The following is an 18,771-nucleotide window of genomic DNA, read 5'->3' as shown; positions in this document are numbered from 1 at the left end:
GCTCTTCAGGGCGCGGGCAGGGTGACGATGAACTCCGCCCCGGCGCCGGGCGTGCTCTCCACGCGGAGCTCGCCCTGGTGCTCCTGGACGATGTCGTGGCACAGCGACAGCCCCAGCCCCGTGCCCACGCCCGCGGGCTTGGTGGTGAAGAAGGGGTGGAAGAGCTTCTCGCGGAGGTGCTCGGGGATGCCGGGCCCGTTGTCGCGGATGCGCAGCTCCACCTTGTTGCCGACGCGGCGGGTGCGCAGGTGCACCTGGGGCGTGAAGCCGGCGCCGGCCTGCTGCTGCTGCTGCGCCGCGGCGTAGAAGGCGTTGTCGAGGATGTTGGTGAGCAACCGGCTGATGTCGCTGGCCACCAGCTCCACGATGCCCACGGTGGGGTCCAGCGACGTCTCCATCTTCACGCTGGCGCCCCCGGGGCGGCTGCGCAGGCCCTGCACCGCCAGATTCACGCTGTCGCGCACCAGCAGGTTGAGGTCCGCCTTGGAGCGGGTGCCCTCCGACTTGCGCGAGTGCCGGAGCATCGTCTTGATGATGTCCGAGGCGCGCTTGCCGTGGCTGTGGATGCGCTGGGCGTTCTGCTTCAAATCCTGGAGCGTCTCCAGCACGTCCTCGCGGGCCTCGCTGTCGAGCCGGTCCGCCATGCCCTTCAGCGTCTCCTCCAACTCGCCGGCCAGCTTCGAGGACAGGTTGGAGAAGTTGTTCACGAAGTTGAGCGGGTTCTGGAGCTCGTGGGCGATGCCCGCGGTGAGCGCGCCCAGGGACGCGAGCTTCTCCTGCGCGACGAGCTGACGCTGCATCTCCTGGAGGCGGGTGAGCGTCTCCGCCAGCTCGGCGTTCTTGCGCTGGATTTCAGCCGTGCGCTCCTCCACGCGGCGCTCCAGCGTCCGGCTGTACTCCTCCAGGCTGGCGTAGAGGCCGGCGTTCTCCAGGGAGATGGCCGCCTGGAATGACAGCAGGCGCAGCACCTCCAGCCGCTCGCGGGTGAAGGCGCCGCGGGTGGCGTCGTTCTCCAGGTAGAGCACGCCCGTCAGTGAGCCCTGCTTCAAGAGCGGGCTGCACAGCAGGGACTTGGGCTGGGCGCTGCGGACGTAGGGGTCCTCGGAGAAGGGCTCCTCCGCCGAGGCGTCGTGCAGGAGCACCGTCTCCCCGGTGCGCACCACGTAGTGGAGGATGGAGGCGGGCAGCGCCGTGGAGGCCTCCATGGGGATGGGCGCCTCCAGCACCACGCCGTCGCTGTCCACCGAGCCCTCCGCCGCGATGACCAGGCCCTCGGTCCGCTTCAGCAGCAGCACGCCCCGGCGCGCGCCCGCGTTCTCGATGACCAGCGTCATCAGCTTGCGCAGCAGCTTGCCCAGGACGATTTCGCCGGACAGCGCGCGCGCCGTCTTGATGACCGAGGCCAGGTCCAGCGCGGCCAGGGAGGCCTCGGTGGGCGCGTCGGTGCGCGTGGGCTCGGGCGCGGTGGGGAGCAGCCGGGGGTGCTCCCGCTCCAGCCGGGCCGCGACGGCGCGAGCGCCCCAACGCAGGTAGGCGGCGCGGGCCTCCTCCAGGTAGGTGCGCGCCACGCGCTCGCGGGCTTGCGTCAGGTGGAAGCGCGCCGCGGCCTCGCAGGCCACGCCCTCGTCGAGCGACAGGCCGTACTGGCGCGCCAGCCGGATGGCCCGGTCATACGCGTCCGCCGCCGTGTCCTCCTGTCCGTCCAGCCGCGCCCGCTCCGCGTCCAGCAGCTCCGCCCGGGCGCCGTAGTTCATCGGGGCGAGGTTCGCCCAGCCGCGCATGGATTTGCGGATGGCGTCGATGGCGCGCGACGAGCGAAGCCGGTCCAGCGGCCCCAGCGTCGGGTGGACGGCGATGAGCGCCAGGCCTTGGTAGAACTTGTACCAGGGCAGGTAGATCTGCCCGGCGATGAGCTCGACTTGCGCGTCCACCGCCGCGGCGCTCTTGAGGGCCCCGCGTGCGTCGCCCCACAGCCAGCGGCGCAGGGTGCGCAGCACGTCACAGGTGGCGATGCCGTTGGCGTAGTCGAGCTGCCGGTACGGCGCGACCAGCTCCTCCTCGCGGGCCTCCACGTCGCCGGTGAAGGCGCCGGTGAGGGAGTCGAGCGTGTGGCGCATGTACTCGACGAAGAGCACGTTCTTGTGCCGGTGGTTGGCCAGCGTGTCGCGGTACCGGTCCATGCGCGGGCCGCCGTCGGCCAGGCCGTCCCGGGCGATGATGGCGGTGGCGCAGCCCGCGCTGGCCGCGTAGCCGAAGTACTCGATGTCGCCCGTCTCCTGGCCCTTCTGCGCGGCGGCGAGGAAGTCGTCGATGCAGCCGGACAGCGGCTCCTTCCAGTGCCGGATGAAGAGGTTGAAGACGAAGGTCACCATGGCCCGCAGGCTCTCCGCGTGGAAGCGGTCCAGCGTCTTCAGCGCCAGCCGGCCGTAGCGGAAGCCCTCCTCGGGGTTGCCCAGGTGGACGCTCAGCATCAACCCGTAGCCCACGTAGCCGAACGCGGCCACGCCCGTGGCGCCGTGGCGGATGGTGAGCTGGAGCACGCGGAGCACCACCAGCGGGAACAGCAGCGGGCGGGCCATGAAGGCCAGCGAGGACAGCTTCACCAGCAGCCGCAGGGTGGCGAGCAGGAGCGGATCGGTGCACTCGGGCAGGGCCGCCAGGTCCTCGGGCTTGCGCAGGCCCAGGCGCAGCTTCGTCTTCGCCACCGCGGCCAGGACGTGGGGCTGCTTGGGGTTCGCGGGCAGGGGCTGGCCCAGCTTGCGCAACACTTCCAGGCCCAGGTCCACGCCGCGCGAGTGCTCGCCCCGGTGCGCGAGGCACTGGAGCCGGACCTCCTGCACCCGGACCTCCTCCGCGCCGTCCACCGCCTGGGCCAGCGCCGCCGCCGCCAGCCGCTCCATCTGGTCGAAGTCGGCCGCGAGGTAGGCGGCCTCGGACGCGTCGACGTGGAGGTCGAAGGTGAGCCGCCGGTCCTTCCGCCAGCCGTCGTCGCCGAGCAGCGACAGGCCCGTGCTCAGCAGCCGCCGGGCCGCGTCCCAGGCGCCGCGAGACTTGGCGCTGCGGCCGGCGCGCAGATCCAGCTCCGCGACGCGGTGACGCTCCTGCTCGTCATGGAGCACGGGCAAGGCCAGGTGGAAGTGGCTGACGAGCTCCGCGAGCCCTTCGTCCAGCCGCTCCGGCGGCGTGTGCCGCAGCAGCAGCCGGCCGATGCGCGCGTGAATCTCCGGGTGCACGTCCGCGGGGATGAGCTCCAGCGCGGCCTGCTGCACGCGGTCATGGGTGAACTGGTACGTGCCCCCGGTGTCGACGTCGGCGTCGTCGATGGGCGTCACGAGCCCGGCTTGCAGGACCTCGCCGAGGCCCTTCGCGGCCTCCTCGTCGGTGTGCTCCAGGACGATGGCGAGGCTGTGCAGGTCGAAGGTGTGGCCCAGCGCCGCGGCCATGGGCAGCAGGGCCTGGGCGGACGAGGACAGCTCGCGGATGCGGGAGGTGAGCAGCGCCACCACGCCGTCGCTGAAGTCCTGGCCCCGCAGCGCGGTGGCATCCCAGCGGAAGCCCCCGCCGTCCGCGTCGAAGCGCACCAGGCCGCGCTCGTAGAAGGTGCGCAGGAGCTGCACGGCGTGGAACGGGTTGCCTTCCGACAACGACAGCACCAGGTCGTCGAGCTGGGCGTCGGGTTGTCCCTCGGCGGGAGGGAACACGTCCGACACCAGCCGCGTCATGTCCTCGGGTGACAGCGGCGCCAGGTCGATGCGGTGGACCGGAGTGCCGTGCTCCTGCAGCGCGCGGGCGAGGCCTTCGACGGGATGGTCGGGGCTCAGCTCCTCGGCGCGGCAGCCCGCGATGACGAGCAGGTGTTCGATGTCCCGGTCCGTCAGGAGGAGCCGGAGGAGCTGCAGGCTGGTGCTGTCCGCCCAGTGGAGGTCGTCCAGGACGAGGACGAGCGGGTGCTCCCGCGAGGCGAGCGCCCCCACCAGCTTGCGCAGGACGAGTTGGAAGCGCAGCTCCGACTCCGCGGGCCCCAATTCGGGCACGGGGGGCTGGTCCCCGAGCACCAGGGCCATGCGAGGCACCGCGTCCACCACGAGCCGGCCCATGCCGCCCACGGCTTCGAGGAGGCGATGCCGCCAGCGCTCCAGGTCGTGCTCCTGCTCGCCGAGCAGTCCGCGCGCCACCTCGCGGAAGGCCTCGAAGATGCCGCTGTAGGGTGTGTCGCGGAGGAGCTGGTCGTACTTGCCGCGCGCGAAGTGCCCGTGGCGCTCCGTGACGGGGCGCTTGAGCGTCCCGGTGAGGGCGGACTTGCCCATGCCCGCGGCCCCGGAGACGAGGACGAAGGCGGAGCGGCCCGAGGCGGCGCGCTCGAAGGCTTCGCGCAGGGCCGCCTGTTGCGGTTCGCGGCCGTAGAGCTTCTCGGGGACGGCGAAGCGCTCGGGGACGTCCTTGGCGCCCAGGATGAACGGGGCGACGGGCCCCGGGGCCTCCAGGGCCTTCAGGCAGCGCTGGAGGTCCGCCACCAGCCCGTAGGCGCTCTGGTAGCGGTCCTCGGGGGACTTGGCGAGGAGCTTGAGGGCGATGTCGGAGAGGGGCTGGGGGAGCCCGGGCTCGACGGTGACGGGCGGCGCCGGGGGGAGGGCGACGTGGGCGTGGATGAGGCCCAGCGCATCCGTGTCCGCGAAGGGGCGGCGGCCGGTGAGCAGCTCGTAGAGCACCACGCCCATGGAATAGAAGTCGCCGCGCGAGTCCACGCTGCGGTGGGTTCGTCCCGTGCCCTCGGGCGAGAGATATTCGAGCGTACCCTCCAGTCGCTCGGGGGCGAGCGGCGCGACCTCGGCGCGGGGCCGGCGCGTGGCGAGGGTGAAGCTGGTGAGCTTCACGGACTCGCCGTCCGTGCCCACGACGATGCTGCTGGGGTTCAGGTCCCGGTGGAGGATGCCCTGCTCGTGGATGCCGCCCAGGGCGCGCGCCAGCGACAGCGCGATGCGGCAGGCGGCGCGGGGCTCGACGCGGCCGTGGGACAGGCGCTGTGCCAGCGTCGCGTCGCCGAAGCCCTCCAGGACGAGCACGGGGGCGCCGTCTCGTGCTTCAGTCCAGGCGAGGGGCTGGAGGACGCCGTCGAGGTTCAGGGCGTTCGTCAGCTCCCATTCATGGCGCAGCCGCGCGGTGGCCGAGGGAAGACGCGTGGTGTCGGGGACCTTGAGGAGGACCGGGGCGCCATCTTCCTCGCGTGTGGCGCGCAGGAGCTGGAAGGCGCCCGCGGTGGTGAGTTCTCTGCCGATGCGGTAGCCGGGTACATCCATCATTGCTTCCACCCGTGCGCGCAGGAGCGCACTCCCCGTTGAAGCGGGTGAGGCTAGTCGTGGCGCAGGGGGCTCGCAACACAGTGCGGCGCTCGTGAGCCTGGATGGCCGGCGGAAGGCCAGGGTGGAGCGGACCTCGCGGGTGTGCGATGGATCGTCTCACCGTGCTGAGACCCTCTGGGATGGCTGGTGTGGCCGCGCGAAGCGGCGGACGCCGCGCGCTCGTGATTGGCAGTGGTTTCGGTGGACTGGCCGCGGCCATCCGGCTGGCGGCGCGTGGCTGGCGCGTCACGGTGCTGGAGCGGAGGGACGGACCGGGCGGGCGGGCGAACGCCTTCCAGCAGGAGGGCTTCACGTTCGACGCGGGGCCCACCGTGATTACGTGTCCGCACCTGCTGGAAGAGCTGTGGGCGCTCGCGGGCCAGCGCATGGCGGACTACGTGGAGCTGCGGCCCGTGGCGCCGCTGTACCGGATGCGGTTCCCGGACGGCTCCACGTTCGACTACCACACGGACCGCGAGGCGATGCGCGAGTCCGTGCGCCGGCTGTCTCCCAGGGATGAGGCGGGGTTCTTGTCGCTGTGCGCCCGCGTGGAGCGGATGTACGAGGCGGGCATTGGCACGCTGATGAGCACGCCGGTGCCGGACGTGCTGAGCCTGGCGCCGTTCACCCCCGCGCTGGTGCGGGACGAGGCGTTCCGGTCGATGTTCGGGCTGGTGTCGAAGCACATCCGCGACGAGCGGCTTCAGCAGGCGTTGAGCTTTCATCCGCTGCTGATCGGCGGCAGCCCCTTCGCGACCGCGAGCGCGGTGTACACGTCGATTCAATTCGTGGAGCGCCGCTGGGGCGCGTTCTTCCCGGTGGGCGGCACGGGGGCCCTGGTCCGCGGCCTGGTGGCGTTGCTGGAGTCCCTGGGCGGCGAGGTCCGTTACGGCAGTGAGGTGACGGAGATCACGCTGGAGGGGCGGAAGGCGACGGGGGTTCGGCTCGGGGATGGGACGGGGCTGGCCGCGGACGTGGTGGTGTCGAACGCGGATGCGGCGTGGACGTACCGGTACCTGTTGCCCGGGCATGTCCGGAAGCACTGGACGGACGAGCGCATCGACCGGGCGCGGTACTCGATGAGCGCGTTCCTCTGGTACTTCGGGACGCGGCGTCAGTATCCGGAGGTGGCGCACCACACGCTGCTGTTCGGCAAGGACTTCCGGGGGATGTTCTCGGGGCTGAAGGGGCCGGGGCAGCCGTCCCCAGACCCGCTGCTGTACCTGCACAGGCCCACGGCGACGGACGCGGCGCTGGCTCCGGTCGGGCATGACGCCTTCTACGTGCTGGCGCCAGTGCCGCATCTGGGGACGGGCTCGGAGTGGAGGCATCGGGCGGAGTCATTCCGGAGGGCGCTGGAGGAACGGCTGTCGCGGACCGTGCTGCCAGGGCTGGGCGCGGAGCTGGTGACGTCGCGGATGGTCACCCCGGAGTACTTCCGCGACGAGCTGCGCTCATTCCGGGGGGCCGCGTTCAGCTTCGCGCCAACGTTGCTTCAGACGACGTTCCTTCGCGCCCAGGCTCGCAGTGAGGACGTGGAACGCCTCTACATGGTCGGGGCGGGCACGCATCCCGGGGCGGGGCTCCCCGCTGTGCTGTGCTCCGCGAAGATCGTCGACGCCGTGATTCCACTGGCGTAGCGGACGCTTCGACGGGCGTGGGACGTGATGGCGCGTTGAGCCACGGATGGGGGGCTATCCTGGGTTGGTTCGTGTGGTAGGATTTGCCGCGCAGTCCCATTGAGAGGATTTGTCATGCGCAAGGGAATCCAGAAGTGGGTCTTTGTCGTGGGCGTTGTTTTCGGAGGCATGCTGGGAACGGTCCGGCCAGCGGAGGCTCAAGCCAGCATTGATCGGTGTCCGGATCAGTGCGCCGATGCGAGCTGCACCTGTGTCTATCGGTGCTATTCAATGGGTTCCAGCTGCCTCTGTGAGCAGTTTCCTGTGTGCTTTTGAGGGAGGTTGACTCTCTCGAGCCATCATGAGTGGGCCTCGAATGAGCGGCCCACCTTCTCGGCGCGGAACGAACCTGTGTTTGCGCGTGAGCAATCCGGAGCCGGAAGGCTCCGGCCACGGCCGTGTCATCGGCCGGCTGTGTCCATCATCCGCGCAACCTGACGGCCGGGGGCGGCTGTCGCGGTGACGCGAGCGCGTCCCTGCCTTGACTCATGTTTTGACCCAGGTCTGGGGCATTCATGACGCAGCTCGATACAACAGCGACATTCATGTTTTGCTGGGTGGGCCTGTTGCAGCTCCAGTTAGAACATGCTAGCAAGCAAAAGAGGGAATGTATTGAAGTCTCGCCTCACGCTGTATCGCCGGAATGGAGCTTGCTCCGGTCCGAGTAGCAAGGAGGTCGCGTGGCAACGGGCAAGGACATCCTCTTCAAGTCCCCTCTCGATCGGATGCCGAGCGCTTCGGTCGGTGAAACACCCGCGAGCACCCCTCTCAAGCCGGTCGCCTTGAAGCGGCAATGGAAGCCTTCGCGCTTCAATGTCCACGCGCTCACGGACGACGGCTGGCTGCTGCTGTGGAACACCTACTCAGGGTCGCTGAACGCGTTCCGCCCGGCGCAACGCGAGTCGGTGCTCAAGCTGCTCAGCCAGCAGGGCATCACCGCCAGCGACGACGGCATCACCGGCTACCTCTCCAAGAGAGGCTTCCTGATTGAGAAGGAGGCCGATGAGCTGCGCCGGGTCCAGTATGCGTTCGGCCAGGCGAATCACCGCAGTGACATCCTCGAGCTGATCCTGCTGGCCTCGGAGGACTGCAATTTCCGGTGCACGTACTGCTACGAGGACTTCAAGCGCGGCACGATGCGCCCCGAGGTGCGCGCGAGCATCAAGAAGCTCGTGGAGAGCCGTGTCCGGTCCTTGCGCGAGTTCAACGTCTCCTGGTTCGGGGGCGAGCCGCTGTACGGGATGGAGGCCATCGAGGACCTGGCGCCGTTCTTCGCGGAGACTGCGAAGCGCGAAGGGCTGCGGTTCTCCAGCCACATGACCACGAACGGCTACCTGCTGACGGACGACGTGGCCGGCCGCCTCTTGTCGTGGGGCATCACCGACTTCCAGATCACCCTGGACGGCCTGCCGGAGCACCACAACCAGCACAGGCCGGCGCGCGACGGCGGCGGCACATACCAGACGATCTACGACAACCTGGTGAAGCTGAGCGAGCGCGAGGACGACTTCTCGGTCGTCATCCGCGTCAACTTCGCCAAGACGAATGTCGAAGGGCTGGAGACCTTCCTGAAGTCCCTCCAGGAGAGGTTCAGCGGGGATGATCGCTTCACCGTCTCCTTCCACGCGGTGGGACGCTGGGGCGGGAGCAACGACGCCAACCTGGACGTCTGCGGCAAGGACGAATCCCATTCCGCGCACATGCGGCTGAAGGCCGCGGCCCGGACCTTGGGGCTGCGCGTCACCAGCGGGTGGCGGCCCGGCGCCAGGGTGGGGACGGACGTGTGCTACGCGGTCAGGCCCTACAACTTCATCGTGGGCGCCCATGGCGACCTGATGAAGTGCACCATCGATCTCAACAAGAAGGACCGCAACATCGTCGGGAAGATCCTCCCCGACGGCACGCTCGATTTGAACACGGACAAGATGGCCCTGTGGACCGAGCCGGCCTTCGAGCGGGACACCGGATGCCAGAGCTGCCACAACCTGCCGGCGTGCCAGGGCGTGCATTGTCCGCAGATCCGCATGGACTACAACCAGCGTCCTTGCCCGACCATCCGCTTCACCGCCAAGCGAGAGATGGTGGACTACTTCAAGGCCACCCAGGATGGCGCGAAGCGCGCCGCCGCTGATGCAGCGGCCTTGCCTGAGGCAGACAGCGGGGGAGAGGAGCGGGAGTCGCAGACGCCACCCGACGCCAAGCAGAGCGCGCCATGACGATGACCCAGGGGGCTGCCCCCGAGAACGCCGCCATCCCCACCGCGTCCAGGGTCGATCGGGTCAAGCACCTGCTCGCCCGGAGCGACGTGAGCAGGAGCGAGGTGTTCGACCTGGTCCATTCGCTCAGCGACGATGAGCTCCTGCCGTTCGGACTGCGCGCCTACCGGCTCAACCTCGTGTCGCTGTTCGGCCGTGACTGGCCACGGGAGCGGATTGCGCAAGCCGCGCGCGCCGCCGCGATCAGCAAGATCCTCGGCGGGTGGGAGTACCATCAGCATTACCTGCCGCGGTTGACGTCGGCGCCTGACGCGCCGCAAGTGAACGGGGCGCACCTGGAGCAGGTGCGCGCGCTGCTCGAGCGCGGCCGTGGGGTGGTGGGGGTGTCCTTCCACTTCGGTCACATGCGCTATCTCCCCTCCGAGTTCGCGCATGCGGGGATCGCGACGCACCTGCCGCTCGCCAGCGATTCGTACAACGACTACTGGACCGCGAGGGCCAGCAACCCGGGCGCGGCGCTCTGGAAACACTTCGAATTCGTGGACGTCGAGGCGCGCGCGGGCGCGATCTCGCTGGCCAAGGCGCTCGCACGGGGCGAGCTGGTCTTCTCCACGATTGACGGCAACACGGGCAACGACGGGACGCGGGGAGACGCGCGGCGCTCGAAGGTCGCGCTCCTAGGGAGCGAGTGCCGGGTCAAGAACGGGTTGTTCGTCATGGCGGCGAGGTTCGGCTCTCCGGTCATCCCGATGGTGGCCCACAACCTCGACGGCCAGCGGGCGTGCAGGCTGGGGCCGGTCCTGGATCCGGGCGGGCCGCTGCGCGGCGCGGACGCGGAGCGCTTCGTCGAGGAGGCCGTGCAGAGCGCGTACACCTTCCTGGGCGAGGCGCTGAACGCATATGCCGACGAGTGGTGCGGCGGCGACTTGTTCCACCAGTGGCGGCTCCCGGCCCCCTCCGTCACGCATCCCGCCAACGAGATTGAGCAGCGCCTGCGCGAGCACCTGGGGACGGGCGGCCGGGTGGTGATGGACACGCGGCGCATCGTCGAGCTCCCGGGTGAGAACGACATCGTCTGGACCGACGCCATGACCGGGCGTTGCTACAAGTTTCCGCTCGCCATCATGGACCTGGCGGCGCGCCTCGCGGACGAAGGCCGGGGCGTGGACCTGCAGTGGCTTGACCAGCACCCGAGCGACGTGCGCTCGCGGATGTGGAGCTTGATCTGCCAGCTCGCGTCGCGGGACGCCGTCCGGTGCCACGGGTGAACGCAGGGCTTGTTTGACCATGCGCGCGGAGGCAGCGCGCTGAAAGGGATTACCACCCTCCAATGCACGGGGATTGGTAATGCAGTAACGAAAAAGTGCATCCCCCAGAGGAGCATCACGTGAACAACGACAAGAACGCCGTGACGGTTGAGAAGAACGAGAGCCTCCTGATCGACGAGTTCGAGATCATCGAGCTTGAGGACCGTCTGGAGCTGGCCGGCCGCTGCAACGGCCGCTGCGACGCCCAGGTCGAGCGCTCGGTGGAGTAAGCTGTAGGACACTCGGCGAACGCCGATTGTTTCTAGGCCGGATCGGGCTTGGGTCCGATCCGGTCGCAGTTCGATCGAAGCGCCCGAAGGGTCTGCCTGGAAGGCGAGTTCAGGGAGCTCGGACCATGACGCAACCCGCCCGCCCACTGGCCAATCCCCACCTCGAGGTATCCGACTTCGACTCGGATGCGGCGAAGCCGATGGTGATGTGCGCCGTCCCTGATGGGAATGACGCGGTGCGCTTCGCGCTGCCGGCGGCCTACATGGACCTGGTGCGGGAGTTCGACGGGGTCCGCACCATTGACGAAGCCATTGACGCGTTTCTGCAGCGCGGACAGGGGAGCTTCGAGCGGGATTGGCTCCGGCGGCTGGTCGAGAAGTCGCTGCTCCCCAAGGGCATCCTCGTTCACCCGGATCAGGACGCTTCGCGGGCGGGCGTCAGCTCACAGCCCAAGCGCGCGTTCCTGTTCATCAAGCTCCCCATCATCCCGCCCAGCGTCGTCGAGCCGATTGCCCGGCGCCTGGGCTTCATGTTCAAGACGCCGGCCCTGGTGCTGGGCTTGATCCTGGCGGTGCTCTCGCACGCCTACGTCTACGGTGTGCTGCTCACGGCTCAGCGCGCCGACTTCAGCCAGCTCGACGCCACGGGCGTCCTGGCCGTGATGCTGCTCTCCACCCTGGGGACCCTCTGTCACGAGTTCGGGCACGCCAGCGCCGCCGCTCACTACGGCTGCCGGCGGATGACCATCGGCTGGGGCGTCTACATCATCTATACGGTCCTCTGGACGAACGTCTCGGACGCCTGGAAGCTCCCGCGGCGGCAGCGCGCGGTCGTGGACATCGGCGGGGTCTACTTCGAATCGATCTTCCTGCTCGCCATGCTGGGGCTGTTCCTGCGGACCGGGGACATCATCTTCCTCGTCGCCTTCGTCATCATCGACCTCTCGATCGCGACGACCTTCAACCCGTTCCTCCGCATGGACGGCTACTGGCTGATGAGCGACTTCTTCGGCATCGTGAACCTGCGCAAGCAGCAGATGCTCTGGGTTCAGCACCTGGGAGGCAGGCTCTTTGGCGTCCGGGAGCCAGGGCCGAAGGTCAACCTGACCCGCAAGGCCAGGTGGGCGCTTGGCATCTACACGGCGCTGGGCACGGTGTTCCTGGCCTACATCCTGAAGGTGATCTTCCAGTTCGTGATTCTGAGCATCGCCAAGGAGTACCCCGCGTTGTTGCGCGCCTTCGTCCAGGCGGCTGGAGAGGGAGCGCCGTTGATCGAGGTGCTCAAGGTGTTCCTGGAGGTCTTCTGGCGTTCGTTGATGCTCGCGGGCGCGGCCGTCACGCTGTGGAGCCTGGCGACACGCGCGGTCAATCTGCTTGGCAAGCTCTGGGCGTTCCGGGCCCAGGTCCGGCACAGCGGGGCCTGAGCGGCCTGGCCGAGAGCGAGCATGCGCAACCCGGATTCTTCAGTCGACGCGCCTGATTCACCCGCGGGGTGGGGCGACCTGTCCACGATTCGCCTGGTGCTCTCCGACGACTTGATCCTCGAGAGCCAGGACGCGACCCACGTCACGGTCGCGAATACGGCCACCGCGGCGCGCATGAAGCTGTCCACCGCCGCCTACCAGTTCCTGAAGGCGTTCGCGAAGCCGCGCAGGTTGGAGGAGGTCGTCCCGCCTGGCGCCGCGGCCGGGGCGCGCGCGCAGGTGGGCCGGCTGCTGGAGAAGCGGCTCCTCCTCGACGCCGACGCGCCGCGCGCGGTCCGCGCGGACCGGCTGCGCACGACGGTGCCCTACCGCTTCTGCAACGCGCCGGCCCACGGCGCGGCCAGCGACTTCGTGGTGCTGGGCGTGCCCTACGACCTCGCGGGCGCCGTCGACTGCCGCGCCGCGCCGACGGCGATCCGGCAGAAGTCGCTCGATTACCTCTACCGGATGCGAATCGCCGACGGCCGTCCCAACGGCTGGTTCGACGCGAACCGGGAGACCTGGATCATGCGGGGCGCCTCGCTGGCCGACGCTGGCGACGTCTACGTCGAATACGGAGAGGAGCAGGCCGAGCTGTTCGGACGGATCGCCTCGGTCCTCGGGACGCTGGGGGAGGGGGCGGTGCCGGTCGTCCTTGGCGGGGACGGCTCGGTGACGTACGCCGTTGCCGCGGCGCTCCGACGCCGGGGGCCGCTGACCGTCGTCCGGCTCTCCGCAGAGCTGGCGACGTCTCCCGCGTCGGGCGCCGAGGTCATCGGGGCGGAGGAGGTCGCGGCCCGTCTCCTGGAACTCGAAGGGGTGGAGCGGTTCGTGAGCCTGGGCGGGCTGAAGCCGCCCCCCGCGAGCCCGAGCGGCCGGGTGACGGTGTACGACGTGGAGGCGCTGCGCCGCGCCCCCCTGGACACGCTGGCGTGTGACTGGGGCGGCGACGTGCATCTGTCAATCGACCTTGGCCTCACGACGCCGGAGTGCATGCGGACGGACGAGCACGGCGTGTCGGCCGGGCTGTCACAGGCCGAGCTCAGGGGGGTGATCTCCGCGCTGGGCCAGCGGCACCGCATCGTCGGCATCGACCTCGTTGGCCTGGACACGCGGTCAAGGCTCGCGCACCTGTCCGCGGCGGTCGCTTGCGACCTCGCGCTGACCGCGATGGAGGCCTCCCGCGGCCATGGGGGGGCCGAGCGATGAGCGGAGCAAGCCCGCGCGCGTCGCTGTTCGGCTGGCCGGACCGCAGCCTGGCGCTGGCTGAGCCGGGCGCGCTCTGCGTCGTGGGCGCGCCGACGGACCTGGGCAACCCGATCGCTCGCGGCGCGGCGAAGGGCCCCGCGGCGATACGCGAGGCGAGCCAGCTCCTGGCACCCCCTCGGGTCCCTGGCTGCGATTGGGGCGACGTGGCGGGGCCGGCGAACCTGGCGCGCTACCTGGAGCGGCTGGCGGCGACGACGAAGGACATCCTGGCGCGCGGCCTGCGCCCCTTGTTCCTCGGCGGCGACCATTCCATCAGCTACGCGCCCGTGTCGGTGCTGCAGTCCGCCGGGGACCTGTGCCTGGTCTGGATTGACGCGCACACGGACTTCAGCCCGTGGGAGGGGACGCCGTTCCACGACCACAAGCAGGTGCTGCGCAGGCTGTCGAAGCTGCCCGGCGTGCGCAGGATCGTGCAGATCGGCTACCGGGGAATCACGGTGGGCGACGAGCGCTCGCTGGGGGATGACGCCGTCGTCATCACCTCGGCCCGCGCGCGCAACCTGTCCGACGCCGAGCTCCTGGCGCTCGTGCCGGAAGCGCTGCCCTGCTACGTCTCCATCGACATCGACGCGGTGGACCCGTTCCATGCGCCCGGCACCGGCGCCCCGGTGCCAGATGGCCTGCACCCGCTGCACGTGCGCCGGATCCTGAGCGCGCTGGTGCGCGAACGCAGGATCTCGGGGCTCGACGTGGTCGAGGTCAACCCGGTGCTCGACGTCCAGACCTCGACGAGCGCGATCGCCGCGGAGCTCATTCGCGAGGCCGCGGACCAATGGCATTCCCAGCTCGGGCGCTCGAACCGCGCGAGCTAGCGCTACTGTTCATCATCCACGTCAGGCACGAGGGACCGCCGAATGGAAGCCACACCGATTCCCGCCTATGACCTCGAAGCGTTCCGCCAACTGGTGGAGAAGTCGCCGGACGTGCTCACCCGGCAGCCTTGCGTGGTGCGGGGCTTCACTGACAAGTGGCTCGCCAGCAAGCGGTGGGGCGAGCTGGACGCGCTCAGCGAGATGTTCGGGCACCTGCCGGTGACGGCTGGCGCGCCGCAGTTCGTCACCCAGAAGCAGGCGAAGATGTGCCAGGTGATGACCGACTTCGGGACCTATCTGGAGTACGTCAAGGCCCCGGAGCGCGTGGAGGCGCTCTTCGAGGGGAAGTGGTCGAAGGGCAGCGCGCAGCTCCTGCGGGAGCTCGGCCTGCCCCTGTACAGCGGGAACCTCCGGCTGGTCCGCCATGCCCGGGAGGAGGTCTTCTCGCAGCTCGACCCCATCCTCCCGGAGCCGCTGGAGCACTTCAACAACGAGATCCCGTACTACTACCAGTCAGGCAACCACGTCTGGCTGTACGTGAGCCTGAAGGGCGCGCTCACGCCGCTGCACCAGGACAACAACGCGGTCATCGCCTACCTGGCGCAACTGCGGGGGCAGAAGCGGGCGATCCTCTACAGCGCCGAGGACAAGCGCCACTACTACAACCCGGACGTCGGCTACCTGGACCCCCTGAACCCCAACGATGACGAGTTCCCGACCTGGCGCGAAGCCCGCCCGTGGACCGGGCTGCTCAATCCCGGGGAGCTGCTCATCTGGGGACCGAACTGGGCGCACCACGTCGTGACGCTGTCGGACTCGACCACCGTCAGCTTCGACTTCATCAACGCCCTCAACCTGCGCGCGTACGCGAAGTCGGTGGACTGGAGGGACGAGCTGGGCCGGTTCGCGAGGAAGAACGCGGAGCTGATTCGCACGCGTATCCCGGACCGCCGCGTGCATGACGCGCTGACGGGCGCCAGTGACCCGGAGCTCGGGCGCGAGCTGATGATCTGCGTCCTTCGAAGCGCCCTGGCCGGCTCGCAGCCGGAGCGGTCAGCGCGGGTCAGGCGTGAGCTGCTGGCGGCGCTCGAGGAAGACGCGGCGCCGGAGCTCAAGCCGGCAGCGGCTGGAGCGGTGTGATGGCGGACGCTCTGTCTCCGACGGACCCTCGCGAGCCGGCTGGCGGCGCGGACGAGGTGCGGCTGGTCGTCTCACCCGCGATGCGGGTCGAGCAGCTCGACGAGAAGTTCGCCACCATCTATCTGCAGTTGGATGGCACCCGGATCCGCATCCCCATCGCGTTGCACAAGCTCCTCCTCGAGTTCGAGACGCCTCGCGGCGTGAGCGCCGTCCTCGGCGACGGGCGGTACGGCGCCAAGGCGGGGGCCGCGCTGGAGAGCCTGCGCGCGAAGGGGTTCCTGGTCGGCGAGAACACGCACGCGTCGAGCCGCCGCCTGCTCACGGACGCGCCCGTGCGGATGTTCGACGCGCCCGCCCAGAAGCTGGAGCCCTCGAGTTCGGACTTCGTCGTGCTCGGCGTCGCCTACGATCTCAGCGACCGCTCGGCCGCTGGCGCGCGCGAAGCGCCCGCGGCGCTGCGGGAAGCGTCGCTGCAGATTCTCTACGGATTGGACCGCCACGGCGGCAAGCCGCTGGGCTGGTACGACGCCGACCGCCGCCGCCCCATCCTGCGAGGCGCGACGATCTCCGATTGTGGCGACGTGTTCATCACCCGAGGGGAGGAGCAGGCGGCGTTGTTCGGCCGCGTCGACGCCGTGTTGGAGACGGTGACGGGGGCCGGCAGCCTGCCCGTGCTGATCGGCGGCGATGCGTCCGTGGCCTTTCCGGCCATCCGCCGTCTGCAGGCGCGACAGCCGATCGCGGTCGTCAGGATCGCGGCTGACGCGCGCGAACGTGGCGCCGTCCATCCTTCCTTCATCTCACCGGGCACCTTGCCGGCGCACGCGCTCGGCCTTCCTGGCGTGACGCGCTATGTGCACCTGGGCGCCATCGGCTCGGTGGACCGGGCCCTGGCCGGCCTCACCGTGCTCTCCGCGCCGGAGCTGAGGGACGCGGGCGGCGAGGACGCGTTGGTGCGCTGTCTGGCGGACTGTCCGCGGGTGTACCTGAGCATGGACATCCGCTCGCTCGCGCCGCCGGGAGGGAGCGCCGACGGGGCCGCGCCGAGCACGCATTTCGAATACGCCGAGCTGCACCGGCTGCTTTGCCTGCTCGGCGCCCACTGCCAGATTGTCGGCATGGACCTGGTTGGCTGTACCCCGATGGCGCGCTGCTGGGGCGTCACCGCGATGACGGCCCTGCACGTCCTCTTGACCGCCATGAGCGCGGCGAAAGATCGATGATGGAATGGCGGAATGAGGCGACGACGAGCTCCGGCGAAGCGGCTCCCCAGGCCCTGTTCGGCTGGCCGGGAGCCGTAGCGGGTGCGCCGCGCGCCCGCATCGAGGTCCTCGGCGTCCCGAGTGATTGCGGAAACGGCGCCTCCTCCGGCGCGCGCTTCGGGCCGGAGGCGATCCGGCGCGCCAGCCAGGGGCTCCGGCCCGAGGTCACTGGCGTTGACCGAGGCGACGTGGAGGGCGTGCATGGCCACGACTGGGCCGACGTCCTCGACAGGACGGAGCAGGAGATCGGGCGGATTGTCGAGGCCGGCGCGGTCCCCATCGTGCTCGGCGGCGACCACTCCATCTCCTACGCGGCGGTGGCCGCGCTGCGCTGCCATCCCACGCTCAACATCGTCTGGTTCGACGCGCACACCGACTTCTGCGCGTGGTCCGGCGGACGGTGGCACGACCACAAGCAGGTCCTGCGGCGCATCGCGGGCATGGGCCACGTCGGCCGCATCCTGCAGGTCGGCCACCGCGGCATCACCTACTTCGATGAGAGCGCCCGCTCCGACAAGATGACCGTGCTTTCGGCGACCGCCGCGCGCAGCGCGCCGCTGGAGAGCGTGTTGGCCACGTTGCCCGAAGGCGAGCCGGTCTACATCTCCATCGACGTCGACGCGATCGACCCGCGCCTGGCGCCGGGGACCGGCCACCCGGTGCCCGGTGGGGTGCGCGGGGAGCTGATTGAGCAGATGGCCCGCTTCATCGCGTCCCGGCGCCGCGTGGTGGGGCTCGACGTCATGGAGGTCAACCCGCTGCTCGACCACCGGGACACCACCAGCGCGCTCGCCGCGAGGCTGCTCGCCGGCATCGCGCCCCACCTCGCCCCGTTTCCTCCTTCCGAATGAGTCGAGCCATGCAGAGCAAGCAGATACCGGTGGTGTCCAGCGAGGAGTTCCGCCGCCTGGCGACGAGCAATCCCAGGGTGCTCCATGAGAACCCATGGATCGTCGAGGACTACATCAAGGCCTGGCCGGGCTACGAAGCCTGGCAGCGCCTGGAGTATCTTGAGTCCCGCTTCGGCAAGCTGAGCGCCTTCGCCAAGGCGCCCAACTTCATCACCAATCGCAAGTCGAGCCTGGTCAGCGTCGAGACGGAGTTCAGCCGCTACCTGGACTACATCCGCCAGCCCGAGCGGGCGCGGGAGCTCTTCGCCGAGCGCTGGATGGAGGGGGATTATGCGCAGTTCGTCGCGCAGGACCTGCCGCTGTATTGCGGCACGTTGAGGATCGTCCACAAGGCGGATGACCCCGTCTTCGCCGAGGTGGAGCCACTGGTGCCTGCGCCACTGGTCCCCTGGAACCACGCGCTGCCCTACTACTACTCGCTGTTCAACCACTTCTGGTTGCTGGTCAGCCTGCCCGGGGCGCTGACGCCGCTGCACATCGACAACAACGGGACCATCGCGTTGATCGCGCAGCTCAAGGGCCGCAAGCGGGCGACGCTGTATTCTCCGGACGACCTTCGCCACGTCTACAATCCCGAGGTCGGCTACATGGACCCCGAGCACCCCGACGAGGTCGACTTTCCGACGTGGCACCAGGCGGTCAAGTGGACCGGCGACCTGGAGGTGGGGCAGGTGCTCTTCGTCGGCACGCGCTGGGCACACCATGTGCGGACGCTGGACACGTCCATCTCGGTCAGCTTCGACTTCGTCGACCAGAGCAACCTGGCGGACTACGCCGTCTCCACGGGGTGGGCGGAGGTGTTCGGCAAGCGCATCAAGTCCAGCCCCGAGGCCGTGCGGCGGAAGCTCGGCGGGAGCGTGCCACCGGCCGACTTCGACCGGCTCGCCCCGGTCGAGCTGGGGCGCCGCAGCATGGCCGAGGTCCTGCGCGCGGCGCTGAAGGCGAACGACGGCTCCGAGCTGGCGCGCATCCGGCGCCTCTACCTCACCCGGCTCGAGCAATGTCTGGATGGGACGGACTGCACCGCCGAAGGCCCGGTTCCCAGCGTCACACAGGTGCGTGGCAGCGGCCTCGTTCCTGTACGATGACGGGCAAGGCGGAGGGGACGAGCCGCACTGGCGGCGCGCCGTTGATTCATCCGGA

General features: G+C 69.6%; 12 protein-coding genes. 11 read left to right on the top strand and 1 reads right to left on the bottom strand.

Features of this window, described 5'->3' with window-relative positions:
- Window positions 1–5: 5 nt before the first annotated feature.
- Complete coding sequence (locus MYMAC_RS20060) at window positions 6–5,300, bottom strand: trifunctional serine/threonine-protein kinase/ATP-binding protein/sensor histidine kinase (protein WP_095959246.1); 5,295 nt, start codon at window positions 5,298–5,300, stop codon at window positions 6–8.
- A gap of 179 nt (window positions 5,301–5,479) precedes the next feature.
- Here MYMAC_RS20060 and crtI point away from each other — a divergent pair, with 179 nt between their 5' ends.
- From crtI to MYMAC_RS20005, 11 genes are all read left to right on the top strand, one after another.
- A complete protein-coding gene (crtI, locus tag MYMAC_RS20055; protein ID WP_239988906.1) occupies window positions 5,480–6,979 on the top strand; it encodes a phytoene desaturase family protein in 1,500 nt (499 codons plus the stop codon).
- 719 nt (window positions 6,980–7,698) lie between these two features.
- Window positions 7,699–9,234 (top strand): radical SAM/SPASM domain-containing protein, encoded by a 1,536-nt coding sequence (locus MYMAC_RS20045; RefSeq protein WP_239988905.1) that lies wholly within the window; start codon window positions 7,699–7,701, stop codon window positions 9,232–9,234.
- A complete protein-coding gene (locus tag MYMAC_RS20040; protein WP_157757521.1) occupies window positions 9,231–10,502 on the top strand; it encodes a lysophospholipid acyltransferase family protein in 1,272 nt (423 codons plus the stop codon). The genes MYMAC_RS20045 and MYMAC_RS20040 overlap by 4 nt, the downstream gene beginning before the upstream one ends.
- Before the next feature lie 119 nt (window positions 10,503–10,621).
- Window positions 10,622–10,771, top strand: a complete 150-nt coding sequence (locus MYMAC_RS36915; protein ID WP_013940671.1) for a hypothetical protein — start codon at window positions 10,622–10,624, stop codon at window positions 10,769–10,771.
- Between the two features lie 125 nt (window positions 10,772–10,896).
- A complete protein-coding gene (locus MYMAC_RS20035) occupies window positions 10,897–12,195 on the top strand; it encodes a hypothetical protein (RefSeq protein ID WP_095959241.1) in 1,299 nt (432 codons plus the stop codon).
- Between the two features lie 21 nt (window positions 12,196–12,216).
- Window positions 12,217–13,443 (top strand): arginase family protein, encoded by a 1,227-nt coding sequence (locus MYMAC_RS20030; protein ID WP_095959240.1) that lies wholly within the window; start codon window positions 12,217–12,219, stop codon window positions 13,441–13,443.
- A complete protein-coding gene (locus MYMAC_RS20025; RefSeq protein WP_095959239.1) occupies window positions 13,440–14,315 on the top strand; it encodes an arginase family protein in 876 nt (291 codons plus the stop codon). The genes MYMAC_RS20030 and MYMAC_RS20025 overlap by 4 nt, the downstream gene beginning before the upstream one ends.
- Window positions 14,316–14,357: 42 nt before the next feature.
- Entirely contained in the window at window positions 14,358–15,455 is a 1,098-nt protein-coding gene (locus MYMAC_RS20020; protein WP_095959238.1) for a cupin-like domain-containing protein, read from the top strand.
- 56 nt (window positions 15,456–15,511) lie between these two features.
- Window positions 15,512–16,678, top strand: a complete 1,167-nt coding sequence (locus MYMAC_RS20015; RefSeq protein ID WP_157757520.1) for an arginase family protein — start codon at window positions 15,512–15,514, stop codon at window positions 16,676–16,678.
- Window positions 16,675–17,568 carry an arginase family protein gene (locus tag MYMAC_RS20010; protein WP_095959236.1) on the top strand — a complete coding sequence of 298 codons (894 nt, stop codon included), beginning with the start codon at window positions 16,675–16,677 and terminating at the stop codon, window positions 17,566–17,568. Before MYMAC_RS20015 ends, MYMAC_RS20010 begins: the two co-directional genes overlap by 4 nt.
- Window positions 17,569–17,576: 8 nt before the next feature.
- A complete protein-coding gene (locus tag MYMAC_RS20005; RefSeq protein WP_157757519.1) occupies window positions 17,577–18,716 on the top strand; it encodes a cupin-like domain-containing protein in 1,140 nt (379 codons plus the stop codon).
- Window positions 18,717–18,771 lie beyond the last annotated feature (55 nt).

It is taken from the genome of Corallococcus macrosporus DSM 14697 (assembly GCF_002305895.1).
In the GTDB taxonomy this organism is placed as follows: Bacteria; Myxococcota; Myxococcia; order Myxococcales; family Myxococcaceae; genus Myxococcus; species Myxococcus macrosporus.
This window is presented reverse-complemented; position numbering and strand designations above follow the sequence as displayed.

Excerpts from the sequence above, each read along its gene's own strand:
- MYMAC_RS20030 (WP_095959240.1), top strand. The coding sequence starts at position 12,217 with ATGCGCAACCCGGATTCTTCAGTCGACGCGCCTGATTCACCCGCGGGG.
- MYMAC_RS20035 (WP_095959241.1), top strand. The coding sequence starts at position 10,897 with ATGACGCAACCCGCCCGCCCACTGGCCAATCCCCACCTCGAGGTATCC.
- MYMAC_RS20005 (WP_157757519.1), top strand. The coding sequence starts at position 17,577 with ATGCAGAGCAAGCAGATACCGGTGGTGTCCAGCGAGGAGTTCCGCCGC.
- crtI (WP_239988906.1), top strand. The coding sequence starts at position 5,480 with ATGGCTGGTGTGGCCGCGCGAAGCGGCGGACGCCGCGCGCTCGTGATT.
- MYMAC_RS20010 (WP_095959236.1), top strand. The coding sequence starts at position 16,675 with ATGATGGAATGGCGGAATGAGGCGACGACGAGCTCCGGCGAAGCGGCT.
- MYMAC_RS20020 (WP_095959238.1), top strand. The coding sequence starts at position 14,358 with ATGGAAGCCACACCGATTCCCGCCTATGACCTCGAAGCGTTCCGCCAA.
- MYMAC_RS20025 (WP_095959239.1), top strand. The coding sequence starts at position 13,440 with ATGAGCGGAGCAAGCCCGCGCGCGTCGCTGTTCGGCTGGCCGGACCGC.
- MYMAC_RS20060 (WP_095959246.1), bottom strand. The coding sequence starts at position 5,300 with ATGATGGATGTACCCGGCTACCGCATCGGCAGAGAACTCACCACCGCG.
- MYMAC_RS20040 (WP_157757521.1), top strand. The coding sequence starts at position 9,231 with ATGACGATGACCCAGGGGGCTGCCCCCGAGAACGCCGCCATCCCCACC.